This window comes from Marinobacterium sp. MBR-111, from assembly GCF_040547585.1.
Taxonomy (GTDB): domain Bacteria; phylum Pseudomonadota; class Gammaproteobacteria; order Pseudomonadales; family Balneatricaceae; genus Marinobacterium; species Marinobacterium iners.
In genome coordinates, this window is sequence record NZ_JBEPQA010000016.1 from 1 (window position 1) to 15,730 (window position 15,730).

17 protein-coding genes are annotated in these 15,730 nt (G+C 55.3%); 2 read left to right on the forward strand and 15 right to left on the reverse strand.

All coding sequences use genetic code 11. From position 1 onward, the window contains the following. Window positions 1-177: 177 nt before the first annotated feature. The 5 genes from ABIE61_RS11800 to ABIE61_RS11820 form a co-directional block, all read right to left on the reverse strand. Entirely contained in the window at window positions 178-441 is a 264-nt protein-coding gene (locus tag ABIE61_RS11800; RefSeq protein WP_206835717.1) for a DUF5676 family membrane protein, read from the reverse strand. Further along, on the reverse strand, window positions 438-725 hold the full coding sequence (locus ABIE61_RS11805) for a YHS domain-containing protein (RefSeq protein WP_206835719.1): 288 nt from the start codon (window positions 723-725) through the stop codon (window positions 438-440). The genes ABIE61_RS11800 and ABIE61_RS11805 overlap by 4 nt, the downstream gene beginning before the upstream one ends. Window positions 726-843: 118 nt before the next feature. After that, window positions 844-1,200 (reverse strand): heavy-metal-associated domain-containing protein, encoded by a 357-nt coding sequence (locus tag ABIE61_RS11810; RefSeq protein ID WP_206835723.1) that lies wholly within the window; start codon window positions 1,198-1,200, stop codon window positions 844-846. A 13-nt stretch (window positions 1,201-1,213) separates the two neighbouring features. Continuing rightward, entirely contained in the window at window positions 1,214-1,381 is a 168-nt protein-coding gene (locus ABIE61_RS11815; protein ID WP_206835725.1) for a hypothetical protein, read from the reverse strand. Window positions 1,382-1,706: 325 nt separating this feature from the next. Then, on the reverse strand, window positions 1,707-2,108 hold the full coding sequence (locus ABIE61_RS11820) for a hypothetical protein (RefSeq protein ID WP_206835728.1): 402 nt from the start codon (window positions 2,106-2,108) through the stop codon (window positions 1,707-1,709). A gap of 456 nt (window positions 2,109-2,564) precedes the next feature. Here ABIE61_RS11820 and ABIE61_RS11825 point away from each other — a divergent pair, with 456 nt between their 5' ends. Together ABIE61_RS11825 and ABIE61_RS11830 are read left to right on the forward strand one after the other, a co-directional pair. Then, on the forward strand, window positions 2,565-3,935 hold the full coding sequence (locus ABIE61_RS11825; RefSeq protein ID WP_354409723.1) for a heavy metal sensor histidine kinase: 1,371 nt from the start codon (window positions 2,565-2,567) through the stop codon (window positions 3,933-3,935). Window positions 3,936-3,969: 34 nt separating this feature from the next. Then, entirely contained in the window at window positions 3,970-4,647 is a 678-nt protein-coding gene (locus tag ABIE61_RS11830; protein ID WP_354409724.1) for a heavy metal response regulator transcription factor, read from the forward strand. Window positions 4,648-4,651: 4 nt separating this feature from the next. On the opposite strand, the gene ABIE61_RS11835 is transcribed toward ABIE61_RS11830, so the two are convergent. The 10 genes from ABIE61_RS11835 to ABIE61_RS11880 all read right to left on the reverse strand — a co-directional run bounded on the left by ABIE61_RS11835 (window position 4,652) and on the right by ABIE61_RS11880 (window position 14,881). Beyond that, complete coding sequence (locus tag ABIE61_RS11835; protein WP_206835738.1) at window positions 4,652-5,533, reverse strand: CopD family protein; 882 nt, start codon at window positions 5,531-5,533, stop codon at window positions 4,652-4,654. Between the two features lie 97 nt (window positions 5,534-5,630). Continuing rightward, the gene (locus ABIE61_RS11840) at window positions 5,631-5,873 is read right to left on the reverse strand and encodes an SHOCT domain-containing protein (protein ID WP_206835743.1); all 243 of its coding nucleotides are present in this window, start codon (window positions 5,871-5,873) and stop codon (window positions 5,631-5,633) included. Between the two features lie 68 nt (window positions 5,874-5,941). After that, a complete protein-coding gene (locus ABIE61_RS11845; RefSeq protein WP_206835748.1) occupies window positions 5,942-6,289 on the reverse strand; it encodes a copper resistance CopC family protein in 348 nt (115 codons plus the stop codon). Then, a complete protein-coding gene (locus tag ABIE61_RS11850) occupies window positions 6,289-9,483 on the reverse strand; it encodes an efflux RND transporter permease subunit (protein WP_354409729.1) in 3,195 nt (1,064 codons plus the stop codon). Before ABIE61_RS11850 ends, ABIE61_RS11845 begins: the two co-directional genes overlap by 1 nt. Beyond that, window positions 9,480-11,369 (reverse strand): efflux RND transporter periplasmic adaptor subunit, encoded by a 1,890-nt coding sequence (locus ABIE61_RS11855; RefSeq protein WP_206835755.1) that lies wholly within the window; start codon window positions 11,367-11,369, stop codon window positions 9,480-9,482. Before ABIE61_RS11855 ends, ABIE61_RS11850 begins: the two co-directional genes overlap by 4 nt. Before the next feature lie 2 nt (window positions 11,370-11,371). After that, window positions 11,372-12,700 (reverse strand): TolC family protein, encoded by a 1,329-nt coding sequence (locus ABIE61_RS11860; RefSeq protein WP_206835758.1) that lies wholly within the window; start codon window positions 12,698-12,700, stop codon window positions 11,372-11,374. A gap of 100 nt (window positions 12,701-12,800) precedes the next feature. Continuing rightward, a complete protein-coding gene (locus tag ABIE61_RS11865) occupies window positions 12,801-13,202 on the reverse strand; it encodes a hypothetical protein (protein WP_206835761.1) in 402 nt (133 codons plus the stop codon). A 558-nt stretch (window positions 13,203-13,760) separates the two neighbouring features. Beyond that, window positions 13,761-14,321 carry a hypothetical protein gene (locus tag ABIE61_RS11870; RefSeq protein ID WP_354409733.1) on the reverse strand — a complete coding sequence of 187 codons (561 nt, stop codon included), beginning with the start codon at window positions 14,319-14,321 and terminating at the stop codon, window positions 13,761-13,763. Between the two features lie 10 nt (window positions 14,322-14,331). Next, complete coding sequence (locus ABIE61_RS11875; protein ID WP_354409736.1) at window positions 14,332-14,628, reverse strand: hypothetical protein; 297 nt, start codon at window positions 14,626-14,628, stop codon at window positions 14,332-14,334. Between the two features lie 70 nt (window positions 14,629-14,698). Then, on the reverse strand, window positions 14,699-14,881 hold the full coding sequence (locus ABIE61_RS11880; protein WP_354409739.1) for a hypothetical protein: 183 nt from the start codon (window positions 14,879-14,881) through the stop codon (window positions 14,699-14,701). Between the last annotated feature and the right edge of the window lie 849 nt (window positions 14,882-15,730).

Genomic DNA, 15,730 nt, shown 5'->3' on the forward strand with positions numbered 1-15,730 from the left:
AGCAGTAGGTGAAGCATCAACCAGATAATCCGATGAGATGCCGGTCTGTCTCACTCTCATGCAAAGGTAAGATCAACCATTTAATCCGCTTACCCTTTGTAATCTAACTGATAATCAAAACAAAGCCAGATGAATATACGACTGGCCATATCGGCAAAGCGACCACTTCGAGCTGTTTCAGCGCACGCTACGCGCCGCAAAGACATTGTAAAGCGGCACCCAGATCAGGGCGAAATACCAGCCATAGCCGTAACTTTCCAGCAGCCCCAGGAAGAAACTACCCCAACTGATCCACTCAAAACCTGGCAACAATGCCCGCCAGCTTTCATACATCGCCTGCTCGGGAAACAACAGGTCGAATCCGACACAGACAGAGAACGAGATCGCCAGGAACAGGCTAGAGGCATGGCCAACGGCAACAAGAGAGACTCGGGTGGTCATGACTGTTCACCTGTCTTGTGGAGATAGCGCTCGGGATCAGCATCGAACTTATCCAGGCAGACACGGGAGCAGAAGCGAAGCGTCTGACCATTATGAACCTTGCCGTAGCCTTGATCCGGCGCAACCTCCATGCCGCAGACGGGATCCCTGTGCGCTTCCCCTCGTTTATGGCCAGAGTGACCATGCCCATGATGATGACCATGGATCATGTGCGCACCGCATCCAAAACGCATCATCAGATAAAACAGCCCTGCAAACACCAGCAAGGATATGAATCCGTCCATCTGTCATCCTCCAGCCCCGCATTCTCTCAATAAGGCAGCGATCAGGAAGGTGATTTCGCTCCCGCAGGGCACCTTGTATTTAATCGGATTGTCCAACGGTAGAGCGCATGGCAACAGGCTATTTCCTTGGTGGAACCTTGCTGCAGCACCAAGGTTCATGCCTGGCGTTGTCCAGAACATTCTGGTCGGTGAAGCGATACCAGCCTTCCTTGAAACGATTCCACCAACTCTGATCAAGGTCACTGCCGTAGCGACGTACTATCGCCTCAATCTGCTCAAGCTGCAGAACTGAAGCGTCGTAGGCGATATCCAGTCGCCGTGTGACTGGATCAAGCGCTACACTATCGACGCCAAGCAATGGCTCTATTTCCTGTGCAATAGCTGTCGCTTGCTCGGCATCCAGAGAATCAAGCTTCAGCTTTCGCCGCACCAGATAGACCTCGTGAACACCCGGCTTGTGGTCTGTGTTAGACATGTCGGCCTCCTTATCAAACATCTTGTAATCGATTGTTACCCATAACCATCTGCATCGCCTCGTGCTCTTCCATAGTTATCAGGCTTTGCAATAACTCCTTCGCAGAAGCGGCACCAGCCTGGGCGTGCAGATAGCGATATAGCTCAATCATCTGATTATGCTGATCAATGATTCGGGTCATGACAGTTAGCCCTGCCAATCCCTCTGCGCAAGACTGCAGTATCAATACGCAGCCCTTTACCCTGCATTCAGTATGGTTGAATATTACCGACATAAAACTTACCGGCTGATTACATTTTTGTAATTTTACATAGAGCATGAAAACATCAGATATCCTGATGCACTTAATATCAGGATAGGTTCTTGCGCGACAAGGCATCCGAATATTAAAACGTTGAACTCACCCTTACATTTCCATTGAATCAAGCTGGCCATATCCTTCGATATGGCCAGCAGAAAAGATTATCGACTCTTTATATAATTGTGCAATTTCGTAATAAGCAACATCATTTATGCTTGGCACCGTCCATCATATAACCTTGGGGCCCATCTCCTGAGAGCATCATGTAATGCCGGCTCTGAGCGTTGCGCCGGGAACTGGAGGCCTCTTTATCACTCTTACCAAAGGAGCCTGACATTCCATGCTGCTGGCCTTGCATTTTATACCCTTGAGGCCCTTCCCCTGAAAGCATCATGTAGTGTTCATCCTTACTAGAGCGCATCGATTTTGCCAACACTTTGTCACTTCCGGCAGAGTCATCAGATACACCGTGCTCACGTCCTTCCATCATGTAACTCTGAGGCCCTTCTCCCGACATCATCATGTAGTGCTTTTCTTCAGCGACCGACACCGATGCCACTGATACGAGTAAAGCTCCCAAAACTGCCTGATTGATAGATTTCATCATTTACACTCCATTTGAAAGAATAACCAGATGTTAACGATCAAGCCTGTCTCATGAATTACCCCAAAATTATAATCATGTAATCTTTTTTATAACGCTACTAAATACACTTAAAACCAATTAAAAATCAAACAGTAAGAGGTTAACTAAAAATCTTATTATTCGCGTCCTGCGCCCAGTAAAGACCTTTTTCTAACATGGAAAGCTCCCATACATCTCAAGCCCTCGATCTCCTGATACTTTCTATGATGCTTTGGTTGAAAAGTACTGAAAAAAGCACCTAAACCCCTTCAAACCAGACACATTATGAACATTACTTTTTCGTAATCATGACTATTTACATTATCGATATGGCAAACTTGCTCAGGGCGTCATACTGGTTTCGAAGACCGCAACGGAAACCTGTCTGACTTGCATCCTGACACCGGAAACACAACGTTCGCTTGACCAAGGCTTATGATGTCACTAACGCTTCGTCTGACCCTGCTCTTTTCCCTGGTATCGGCGGCCATACTGTTCGGCCTCAGCCTGCTCATCCAGCACTCGATAGAAGGCCACTTCGCTGCTCAGGACTTCAACGAGCTCAAACCCAAGTTGAACCAGATCGTCAACCTGGTGAAGCCGACACCCGATTCGACCGATACAACACAACTTGCGGCTAAACTCGATGAAATTGCCCATCGCCACCGCCTGATCAGCTTCCGCATTGACACCCTGAGCAGGCAAAACCTGTACACTTCCGGTTCTTTGGACTTTCCCCTGACATCTCTTACGCCGGGTCAAGTATATGAGGCGGAGTGGTCGCAACAGGGCACCGAGTTCCGGGGAACCGCAATTGCCATATCCGAGGAAACAGCTTTTGGTCAAGGCGTCGTCATCGCTATCGGTATCACAACGTCTCGACATACTCTTTTCATGGAGACATTCACGAGGCAACTCCTGTCCTTCATTCTCATCGCCATACTACTGAGTAGCCTGCTCGGATGGCTGGCCGTTAAAAAGGGCCTGTCGCCCTTACGAATGATCAAGTCGAAAGCACGGGCGGTCAGTGCCGAGAGGCTCGACCAGCGCTTGCCACTGGAATCCGTGCCCACAGAAATTGCAGACTTGGTCAATGAATTAAACCTGATGCTGGATCGACTGGAAGCATCGTTCAGCCGATTGACGCACTTCTCATCGGACATTGCCCACGAGTTGCGTACCCCTCTGAGCAATATGATGACACAGACCCAGGTTTCCCTGTCCCAGTCACGCACCTTGGCTGAATACTCGGACATTCTGGCTTCGAACCTTGAAGAACTCGAGCGTATGTCACGCATGATTTCCGATATGCTCTTTCTTGCCAAAGCCGAGAATGGGCTCGAGCTACCCTCAAGCTCCTGTATAGATCTTGCCACCGAAGTGGAGAAGCTATTCAATTTCTACGAAGCGCTGGCTGACGAAAAACAGATTAAGCTGCAACTACAGGGAAAGGGTACTGCTCAAGGGGATCTCATGATGATCGACCGGGCGCTCAGTAACCTGATATCCAATGCCATACGCCATACTTTTGAAGGCGCCGAAATAAGGATCGACATACAAACTCATGGGGATCAATCACTCGTGACAATCTGTAATCAGGGGCCGCCGATCTCGGAACATGACCAACGTTATATCTTTGACCGCTTCTACCGTTGCGACCGGGCCCGCGCCCATGGTTCAAATGATGGCACAGGGCTTGGCCTGCCAATCACCCGCGCCATCGCCCACGCGCACGGCGGAGAGGTATCGGTATGTTCCAATACCGAGGAAACCTGCTTTACCCTGTCACTCCCGGTACACAACCGCTAACGCTATACTGAAACTGATGCTTGAGGAGGTCAGATTGAAACTGCTGATTGTAGAAGACGAGGTAAAAACAGGCGATTACCTGCGCCAGGGACTGGGCGAAGCTGGCTTCGTTGTCGACCTGGCCCGTACCGGCATGGATGGTTTGGCACTTTTAATGGAGGAACGTTACGACCTGGTGATACTTGACGTGCTGCTGCCAGAGCTGGACGGATGGCAGATTCTACAGGCGATCAGAAAACGTGACAGTTCCACGCCGGTCATGTTCCTGACCGCACTCGACGACGTCGATGACCGGGTCAAGGGGCTCGAACTGGGTGCCGATGACTACCTGATCAAGCCCTTCGCCTTTTCCGAACTACTGGCACGCGTCCGAACATTGTTGCGCCGGGGCCGTAGCCCTTCAGAAACTACTCTGCTGACCGTAGCGGATCTTGAGCTGGACCTGATCAAGCGCAAGGTCAGTCGTCAGAAGCAACGTATTGATCTGACCGCCAAGGAGTTTTCGCTCCTTGAATTGCTGATGCGTCGTAAGAGTGAGATTCTGCCTCGTTCACTAATCGCATCGCAAGTATGGGATATGAACTTCGACAGTGATACCAACGTGATCGAAGTTGCCGTACGCCGGCTGCGCAGCAAGGTCGATGACCCCTTTGACAACAAGCTTATTCACACGGTCCGAGGCATGGGGTATGTACTGGAGGAGCGCACCTGAGGCATCAGTGCACCGGCCCTACCAGTACCGCCAGCACCGTGGTAACGGCAAGAATCGCCATGCCTACGGCCTTTTCCAGCATCAGCGAGTGCTTCATCGAACGAGCATCACCAACATGCTTGAGCGCTGGAACCAGATAGAGTTTGTGGAAAGCGGCCAATGCCAGAATTGCACCAACCAATGCTACCTTGAGTATCAGCCAGAAACCGTATTGACTGGTGATCAGGTCAGCTGACCAGCCGGTCAGGCGGTAGCTAAGCACCATGCCTGCGACAAGCACTAAAAGCACGACTGGCAACGCTAGCCTGCCGAATAGCTCCAGTACTTCATGACTCTGCTCAGAGTCGAGCTGGTGTGTGACCAGCCAGAGCGGAAACAGCGAGCCCATCCACCAAGAAATCAGTAGCACATGTGCCGTCAAGGTCACCGCTGACAACATGCCTTCACTTTGAACATGGCCGCTCAGCGTGTAGGAGAACGCCAGTGTAACCATGCCGGCCACGGCCGTGACCAACTGCAGCCAGTGCATGGGACCGGTATTATCCGAGCGCAGGTTGATATAGTGGGAAACCCCCAGCAACAGCATACCCAATCCTGCCCAGATCAGAGCATCGCCCGCCGTGGACTGCCACATGAGCTGCAACATGACAGGCTCGAACATCCCGCTGACTCCGGCTTCAGCCAGCGCACCTGCACGAATCAGGAAGTGGGTGATCAATGCCAGAGGCGCCAGCAGAATACCTGTCAGGGTGTATCGCTTAAGAGCAGGGCCGATAGCCCTGTAACGGTGCAAGAGCCATTCGCCGGCAATACCACCCACCGCGATCGCCATTCCCAGATAGAGCACCCAGCGTGAAGTCAGTGTCAGCCATTCCCAATCGCTCACAGTACCTCCTCCAACCAGTGAAATTCATAGGTTTTTGAAATATACCCCGGGCAACAGGGGCCTGCTCATTGCAATCACCCGAAGCCATTGTTCCTTACTAGCGTTGCTGCAACTCCTGTTTCAGCTTGCGATAGGTATCCATATCGATCTCCCCGCGCGCCAGTCGCTGGTCGAGGATGTCAAGCGCATCCTGCGCCCCCCGATCCTCAGAGCTGCTCGGCCCTTTCAGCCATTTGACCAAAGCCACGATCAGCAACACCATCAGCAGCCAAAACAGAATCATATGGACGCCGCCGAACAGCATCCAGCCCCAGCCATGGACCTGATAATCACCCCACATGGCGGTACCTCCTCATTCACCCGGTCGGGCCGGGCCTGCAGCACAGCGCTGCAGGCAGCCCGGTTCGTTTAGTGCTGCATGAAGCCAAAGGAACCTTTCATCTTGTGCCCATCGTCACCCATGGTGGTCCAATGCACGGTGTAGTTGTCCGGCTGCAGCATCGGTACCGGCACGCTGAACTGCTTGCCCGGCTCCATCATCGGGCTGAAGTCGATCGACACCGGGCGGTTATCGGAACTGATCAGCTTGACGTTGACCAGGCGAACCGGCATGCCGAAGTTCAGTTTGAGTTCGCCGACCTGTTCCATCATCATCGCCCCGTCCATCGGGTGGCTGTCCATCATGTCAGTGTGTGCCATAACCGGTGCGGACAGTGCAATCAGACCGGCAGCCAGCAGGGATTTGAACATACGCATTATCGTGTTTCCTTTTCTGTGGTTGTATCGGAGTGAGCTGCCGGAAATTCAGCTACCAGCGACTCTAGAGTAAGCGTTTTCATTGAACGCCTGCGCCACAAATAGTAGACAGCAGGCAACACTAAAAGGGTCAAAATCACGGCACTGACCATGCCACCGACCATCGGCGCGGCGATACGGCTCATCACTTCAGAACCGGTGCCGCTGCCGTAGAGGATCGGCAACAGGCCGACAATGATCGCGGCAGCTGTCATCATCACCGGTCGCACGCGCAGACCGGCACCATGCAGCACCGCATGGCGCAGGGTTTCCTCGCGCGGCACCACCTGGTGCGCAGCACAGCGCTGCAGCATTTCACGCCAGGCCTGGTTCAGATACACCAACATGATGACGCCGATCTCGACCGCTACCCCGGCCAGGGCGATAAAGCCCACGCCTACGGCAATGGAGAAGTTGAAGCCCTGCCAGTACATAAGCCAGACGCTGCCCACCATTGCCAGCGGCAGTGTGCCCATGATGATCGCCACCTCGGTCAGGTTGCGGAAGTTGAGGTAAAGCAGCACTACAATGATCGCCAGAGTGAGCGGGATCACGTAGGTCAGTTTCTCCTTGGCCCTGAGCATGTATTCGTACTGCCCGGACCAACTGATCGAATAACCGGCCGGCAGCTCCAGTTCGTCGGCCACCACCGCCTGTGCCCGGCTTACATAGGTACCCAAATCCACGCCGTCGATGTCGATGAAAGCCCAGCCGTTCAAGCGCGCGTTTTCACTCTTGATACCGGGCGGGCCGTCTTCGATGTAGATATGCGCCACATCTCCCAGGGCGATACGCTGCCCCGCCGGGGTCACGATCGGCAACAACGCCAGCTGCTCCGGCGAGTCGCGGTATTCCTGCGGATAGCGCACATTGATCGGGTAGCGCTCCAGCCCCTCGATGGTCTGGGAGACGTTCATCCCGCCCACAGCACTGGCCACGATCTGCTGGATATCGGCAATATTGAGGCCGTAACGCGCCGCATCACCTCGCTGAATATCCACCTTAATGTAGCGCCCGCCGGCCACACGCTCGGAATACACCGACGCCGTCCCCGGCACTTCCTTGAGGATGGTTTCCAGTTGCTGGCCAATCGCCTGAATCTGCGACAGCTCCGGCCCAGCGATCTTGATGCCGACCGGGGTCTTGATACCGGTGGCTAGCATGTCGATACGGGTCTTGATCGGCATGACCCAGGCGTTGGTCAGCCCCGGCAGTTTGACCAGCGCATCCAGCTCCTGCTTGAGGCTTTCGGTGGTCACACCTTCACGCCATTCGTCCCGCGGTTTCAGCTGAATAAAGGTCTCGATCATGGTCAACGGGGCCGGGTCGGTGGCCGACTCGGCACGGCCAACCTTGCCGAACACGCTCTTAACCTCCGGTAGGGTCGCAATCAGCTTGTCGGTCTGCTGGAGCAGCTGCCGTGCCTGCCCAATGGAAATGCCGGGATAGGTCGTCGGCATGTACATCAGGTCACCCTCATCCAAATTGGGGATGAACTCGCTGCCGATTTTGTCGACCGGCCAAAAGCCCAGCGCCAGCACCGCCAACGCCCCAAGGAGGGTCATTTTCGGGTACTTCAACACGCCTTTCAGCGTCGGCATGTATACCGCCGTCAGCAAGCGGTTGATCGGATTCCTGTGTTCCGGCAACACCTTGCCGCGAATGAAATAGCCCATCAGCACCGGTACCAGAGTGATCGCCAGTGCCGCAGCAGCGGCCATCGCATAGGTCTTGGTGAATGCCAACGGTGAGAACATGCGCCCTTCCTGGGACTCCAATGTAAATACCGGCACAAAGCTGACGGTGATGATCAACAAACTGAAAAACAGAGCAGGCCCCACCTCACTGGCCGAATCCGCCACCACCTTCCAGCGGTTCTCCGGTGTCAGCGGCGTGCGCTCCATGTGCTTATGCATGTTCTCGATCATCACGATGGCGCCGTCGATCATCGCCCCGATGGCGATGGCGATACCACCCAGCGACATGATGTTGGCGTTGATGCCCTGCAAATGCATAACGCCAAAGGCTGCCAGAATACCCACCGGCAGGCTGACAATCGCCACCAGCGACGAGCGGATATGGAACAGGAACAACATGCAAACCAGCGCCACCACCAAGAACTCCTCCAGCAGCTTGTGCCAGAGATTTTCGACGGCGCGACCGATCAGGCCGGAACGGTCATATACAGTGACGATCTCCACCCCGTCCGGCAGGCCGGCCTTCAGGGTTTCGAGCTTGGCCTTCACCCCTTCGATGGTCTTCTGGGCGTTCTCGCCAAAGCGCATGACCACCACGCCACCAACTACTTCTCCGTCTCCGTTCAGTTCGGCAACGCCGCGGCGCATCTGAGGCCCAACGCCGATCTCGGCCACATCCTTGAGCAACAGTGGCGTCCCTTTGACGTTCACCCCAAGCGGAATGCTTTCAAGGTCTGTCACACTCTGGATGTAGCCGCTGGCACGTACCATGTACTCAGCCTCGGCCAGCTCCACTACCGAGGCGCCCACCTCCTGGTTACCCCGGCGTATGGCGTTCTGTACCTGGGCCAGCGGGATGTTCAGCGCCCGCAGCTTCTCCGGATTGACCTGCACCTGGTACTGCTTGACCATGCCGCCGATCGCAGCAACCTCGGACACACCGGGAACCGTCTGCAGCTCGTATTTCAGGAACCAGTCCTGCAGCGAACGCAGCTCGCCAATATCATGCTGGCCGCTGGTGTCCTGCAGGGCATAGAGATACACCCAGCCGACACCTGTCGCGTCCGGCCCCAGCTGGGGACGGGCATTCTCCGGCAGCGAGGGTGCCACCTGAGACAGGTATTCCAGTACCCGGCTACGCGCCCAGTAGATATCGGTATCCTCGTCGAAGATGACGTAGACGTAGGAATCACCGAAAAACGAGAAGCCACGTACGGTTTCGGCACCGGGCACCGACATCATGGCGGTGGTCAGCGGATAGGTGACCTGGTCTTCGACCACCTGCGGCGCCTGGCCGGGGTAGCTGGTCTTGACGATTACCTGCACATCGGACAGGTCCGGTATCGCATCGACCGGGGTATTTTTCAGCGACCAGGCGCCCCAGCCCAGCAGCAGCAGAGTGGCCAGCAGCACGAAGAAGCGGTTGCCGACCGACCAGCGAATAACAGATTCAATCATTGGGCCTCCTCACTGCTGCCGGAAGCGTCCTGATCCATGGTATGCATGCTGTGATCCATGGCGTCCATCGCAGGCGAATCCGTCCCTCCTTCGCCCGGCTCGGTGATGAAGGCGTCAACAACCTCATAACCGCCGCCGTCGAGCTTGCTTACCTCTATCTGCCCCTTGGCACCAGGGGCCAACTCGGACATATCGACAAACTCGGAGACATTGAAGTCCATGCGCATTTCAGGCCAGCCCCAGTCGGGAATGGCTGCATGGCTAACGTTGATCTTGCCCTGCTCAGGCATCACCGCATTGACCGTGGCATCCACCCAGACACGGGTCGGCCTGGCCTTGGGCGCGCTGTCCCCCGCCTGACTGTCAGCTTCCGCGTTCGCCATGAACACGTCACTGATCTCATAACCGCCCGCGTCCAGCTTGCGCACTTCAACCTGCCCCTTGGCACCCGGGGTCAGTTCGGTCATATCAACAAGCTCGGAGACCGCGAAGTCCATGCGCATTTCGGGCCAGCCCCAGTCGGGAATCGCGGCATGGTTAACGTTGACCTTGCCCTGTTCGGGCATCACCGCATTGACGGTGGCATCCACCCAGACCCGGGTCGGCTTGACCTTGGGCGCGCTACTGTCTTCCTGAGCGACAGCACTGCCGGCCTCCTCATCCCCGTAGTACATACGCTTGAAATCGGAGGTCTTGCTGGATTCGGAATCGAGCAGGAACTGGGCCGAGGTGACCACCCGCTCTCCCTCGCGGACTCCGTTCAGGACTTCGATTCGGTCGCCGTCACTGCGGCCGGTACGCACATGCACCGACTTGAAACGGCCCTCGCCCAGCGCCAGCACCACCCGGTTGTTGCCACCACCACGGATCACCGCCTCACGGGGCACACTGAGAATATCGCTCGCGGTCTCGTTGTGGATCTGCACCTGTGCAAACATGTTGGGTTTGAGCAGGTGATCGGCGTTGTCGAAACGCATGCGCACCCTCAGGGTACGGGTATCCGAATCCAGAGTCGGGTAGATGTAATCCACGCGTCCCTGCCATTCGCGTCCCGGCAGATAGTCCAGCTCCATGCTGACCGGCAGGCCGGGCTTAACCAGGCTGGCCTGACGCTCGAACACTTCCGCCTCAACCCAGACCTCATCAAGGCTGCCGATGGACATCAGCGTCATGCCCGGCTGTACAAACAGCCCCTCGCGCAAGGTAAAGTCATCGACTACCCCGGTAATCGGGGCGTAGAAAGTGACAGTTTGCGAGACCTTGCGCTCACGGCGCAGTGTCTTGATCACTTCATCAGACACGTTCAGCGAGCGCAGACGGGACTCCGCGGCCTGCGCCAATCGGCTGTCACCACGACCCAGTGCAAATAGCAGTTCCTCCTGGGCATTGACCAGCGCCGGCGAGTAGAGCTCGTACAGTGGCTGCCCCTGCTCGACCGGTTCACCGGCTGCCTGCACATGAATCCGCTCGACCCAGCCTTCCACGCGAGGGTGCAGGTGCACGATCCGATCCTGGTCGTACTGCACATAGCCGACGGTGCTGACTTCAAAACTGAGGGCACTGTGCGCAACACTGGCGGTTCGAACGCCCAGATTGTTGACCACTTCAGGCGATATCCGAATGGTCCCGGCGCCCTCATCAGGGCCGGAGGTCGCGTCTTCCTCGTAGACCGGAATCAGATCCATCCCCATGGGCGACTTGCCGGGCTTATCACGCCGGTAATTGGGATCCATGGGGGCCACCCAGTAAAGCGGCTCGGGTTCACCCGAGGCGTTGGAGCCACTGCTGGTTGCAGAGTTAGCCCCCGGATTCAGGACATAAACCGCCCCGCCGCCGATCACACCACCCAGGACCAGTACGCCCAGAAATTTAACCGTTCCATTCATGTTCACATCTCCTCCTGGCGCACCTGGGTCATGAGGTAATTAAGCTGGGCGACCTGCTTCTGCTGCTCGGCCATGATTTCAATTTCCGCCAGACGGGCATTCAACTCAGCGATACGGGCACGTACGACTTCGGCAAAGTCGCCCACATCCCGGGTATAGGCATTCAGTGCCGCCTCGGCCGCCTGCGCGGTCTGCGGCAACAGCTGTTTTCGATAAAGGGAAAGACGCTCATTCAGACGCTGCAAAGCCGCCATCGAGGTATCGTGAGCAGCCAACAGCTGGCGCAGCTTGAGCAACCGCTCGGTGCGTACGACCTCTGCCCGGGAAGCGGCCGATGCCACTTCACCATCCTGGCGACGGGTGGAAAACAGCGGCACCTCCATACTCACGCCCAGGCTGAACAGGTCCGCTCGGTCCTGCCCCATGGGATCATCGCCTCGATAGCCGTAGCTGGCGCTGACGCCCCAGGCCGGCTTGTAGCTCTGCTCGGCAAGGCGAATATCGGTTTGGGCCACTTCGATCTGCCGATCGAACAGCACCACTGACGGGTGTTGCAGGAAAAAGCGTGCACGACTGTCCTCTCCGCTCTCGGATTGCAACTGCCGATCCAGCACCAAAGCCGGAGGCTGGGCCGCAATTTCAACCGCGGCGACATCAACCAGTCCGGTTGAACGCTCACGGGCAGCGGCAAGCCATTCTGAAAGACGACCACGCAGGGTGTCGTACTGCAGATCGAGACGACTGATCTTGTCCTCCAGCTGAGTCAGTTCAAGCTGGGCACGCACCACATCCTGCTGCTGTGTCTTACCCAGGCCGACCATATAGCTGGAGGTCGCTACATCCTCAAGCTGTTTGAACAAGCGCCGGTTACGCTGAATGAGCGTCAGGCTTTCCCGCGCCCGCCAGGCATCGATCCACAACTGGCTTACCTGCATGCGCACCTGGGCACGGCGTTCCAGGCGCATCAGGGGCTGCAAATGGGCTTCCTGGCTGAAGCGCTGTTCCTTGAGTTCCAGTGTGTCGCCCCGTGGCAGCATCTGGGAAATCCCGAGCGCAAACTGGGTCATCCCCTCCTGGCCAAAGTCAAAGCTGTCGGTCGGCATATTGGCCAGGGCAAGGCTGATTTTCGGGTCGGGCAGCGCCCCTGCCGCATCGGCCATGGCGCGCTTGGCCGTTTCATTGTGGTGGCTGGAACTCAGCCAGATATCGTTGGCCAGCGCCTGATCGACGACCTGCTCCAACGTAAGCTCGGCAGCATGGATAGAGCTGCTCAGTAACAAGCTGGCAGCCAGTCCCCAGCTCCGCAGGCGGGCCTTGTGATCTGTTGTCATAACATCCTCGTCTGAACGCAATCATGGGACTATCCGCAGGGGACAGAGACCATGAACAATCGGTAAAACCGGCCCTGTCAGGCCGATAACTCAGAAGGGTTCAGACGTTACGGGGAGGTCGGCCGGGAGGGGCCAGTACCAGGGAAAGCAGCTGATAGCCGCCGGAACTGAAGTATTCGCGAGCGGTATAAGGCATGACGCCCAAGGGTTGGCTGAGGAGCCCCTGAGACGAGAAGCAGTGATCAGGTGAGCAGTCCGGTGTATTCTGGCAAGTGCTGCCATAAGAGTCATCACCGGATAACCGTTGATGCTCGGCACACCCCGTGGACCTGGACGGCACTAGGTGCCCGGCATGCTCAGCCATCGCTACAGGCTGACTGAGAGCAGGAGTGGATTCATCCACCGGCATTACCATCGGCATCAGCTGATCCGCACGCGCCACCGCCGACAACACAAAGGCCATCAAATATAGCAACAGGGCAATGTAGGAACGAATACGCACGGATCTTTCACCCGAAAGGAGTTTCAGCCAATAAGCTCTTTTAATTTAAAGCGTTGGGCCAAGTGACTCAAGAAAAAACAGACTGGATTACACAGATGTAATCTTGCGGACAGCTAGCCAATCACGTTTCATAAAAAGCCAATGACTACTCTCCAACCATCTGTTTGATACACGGCAATATATCCTGATCAGACCTGCATTGGCTTCGCTGCTGCTGGCAATGGTTACCTGGCATGAACTATTCGCAGGAACCGTTTTGGGGTTTATTGCTTCGGCTGTGTTGGCGTCAAGCGTCACTCTGCCATGAATATAACGGCGTCAGGAGCCATGGTTATCGTCAATACCGTGGTTACTGTGCAGGCCAAGTTCAAACTGGATGCGTAGGATACGGCTTTGGCGCTGGCTCCATGCTGGCTGCCCTATCAGTACCAGCATTGCTGAAGCGTTTCAGTGATCGTAGCCTCATGTTATAGGCCAGCTTGCTGTTGGTACTGGATCTATTGATAGCCTCACAGATCAGTGATTTGAAACAGCTTCTCGTCATCTGGGCGCTACTGGTCATTGGCTCTGCTCTTGTGCAAACCCCTTCAGGGCGTTTGCTAACCCGCTCCACACATCCCAAGGATCGTCCTGATCTGTTCGCGGCTCAATTTTCACAGTCGCATGCCTGCTGGCTGTTGGCATATACACTGGCCGGGTGGCTAGGGGCCACCTGGGGAATGACGAACACGTTTTTAGTGTTTGCACTTTAAGCCTTGCTGGCAGCGATAGTTGGGTGGCGACTATGGCCTGCAAATGATCTGAGTGAAATTGATCATTGCCATGATGAACTGCCCGAAGGGCACTCTCACTTGAACGGAAGTCAACGACACCATAAGCATCCGTTCTAGATTGATGACCTGCGTATTCGATGGCCAAGGTAACCAGGCCTTCAAACAAAAGGAATGCCAAAATTCGAACCTGGAAGTGCATCAAGGTGTAAAACCTATATGCGTAGTGCAATTTAATGGTCACTTCAGGTCGATGTAAATAATGTCCGCTTTGTGCGCAAACCAGAAGTTGCAATCTGTCGAACGCCTTTGCCTGTACACTGGTGAGAAGCCCCCAGAGCGGGTTCAAAGTCCCCTCCTCATCCGTGTTCGCCTCTAGCCACCAGCCCAAACTCTGCAGCCTGATCATCCGCGTTTCCGTCAAACATGCGGCAGGCTTGGCGCTCTTGCTTCAGTGTTGCCAGTGCTGAGAAAAAACAGCCTTCGCACAGATGCAACTCGTATCGCGCTCCATCATGGCGGGATCCGTACCCCCAATCAGCTTTGAGCACACCAAATTGAGGTGGATGTTCACCTTCACGCGATGTGCTGTCACCACAGACATCACAGCGTACATCCTTAACGACATCGACAACCTTCTGCGTCATGATTTTCATAGTTACTTCCTCTCTGTATCGCTCCTGTAGAGGTTCTACCAGACTACCCGACAGGTCAAATCGTGCTTGATCACACTGGTTCTATCGGTGCCACCGGTCGAAAAATGCCGGTCTTGATCGTCTCGCGCCGCAGATCAAACCGCTCCAGTACAGCGATGAGATCCACCTGCTTCAATTGTTCGAAATTCAGTTCAGCAAAGCGGGCTTTGTCTATCGCTACTGAGAGCAGGTAGTAATCGTTGATCGCGCCCATGTCGGGCTGGAGCTAGGTGGTCATGCCATCATGCGCAGTCTTACCAGACCATCCTGCGCTGGGATGCGCTCAATGGATGACCCTCCTGATCCACTAAGCTCACCTGCCCCCTTTCATCCAGCATACTTTGAAAGCAGACAGCGCTAGCTCTGATCGAGATGTGGTGTGATTGCCTTGGCGTTGCCGTTCACACTGTGCACATCGCCGGTGACTGGGTTAGCCGGACAGACGGGGGCGACAAGACATGTCGGCACCGGGAGCGCCAACAGTGCCCTAGAAGCCATTTGTTACCCAGCGCAACAGACGCCGCCGCGCTTACCGAAGTTAAGCCGAATGCCCAGCCCCAGACGAATGGTATTATGAAATCCAAAAGCCATCATAGGTGTGTATAGAACATCCGTGTTGTGATGGTTTTCAGATTCGATTGGAATGCCCTGAGACGGTATAACTTGGCAGATTTACCTGTATATCCTGGTGGAGTTCCAATCTCAGGTCGATCTGGACGTGGCAATCAGGCTGGCCACTATGTAGCATGCTCTTGCTTAAATGGCTCCAGACCACTGAGCACTTCCCGCCCCCTTCTAAGACCGGCTAACCTAAGGTCATTTTATGTGTAAAAATACATTTTCAATCTGTGACAAAACAAATTGTCGAAAAGTGATGGAAAGTGGCATACAACCAGAGATCCCATCGCGCACGATCCACACAACATGCTGATTTTACGGCATTTTAAGGGAATTATAACTGATACGGGACATTAGCTGCTTCATTCTCATAACCCGAAGGTCGTTGGTTCAAATCCAGCCCCCGCTACCAAATTTCAAGAGGCAGATCAGGTACTTACCGGTC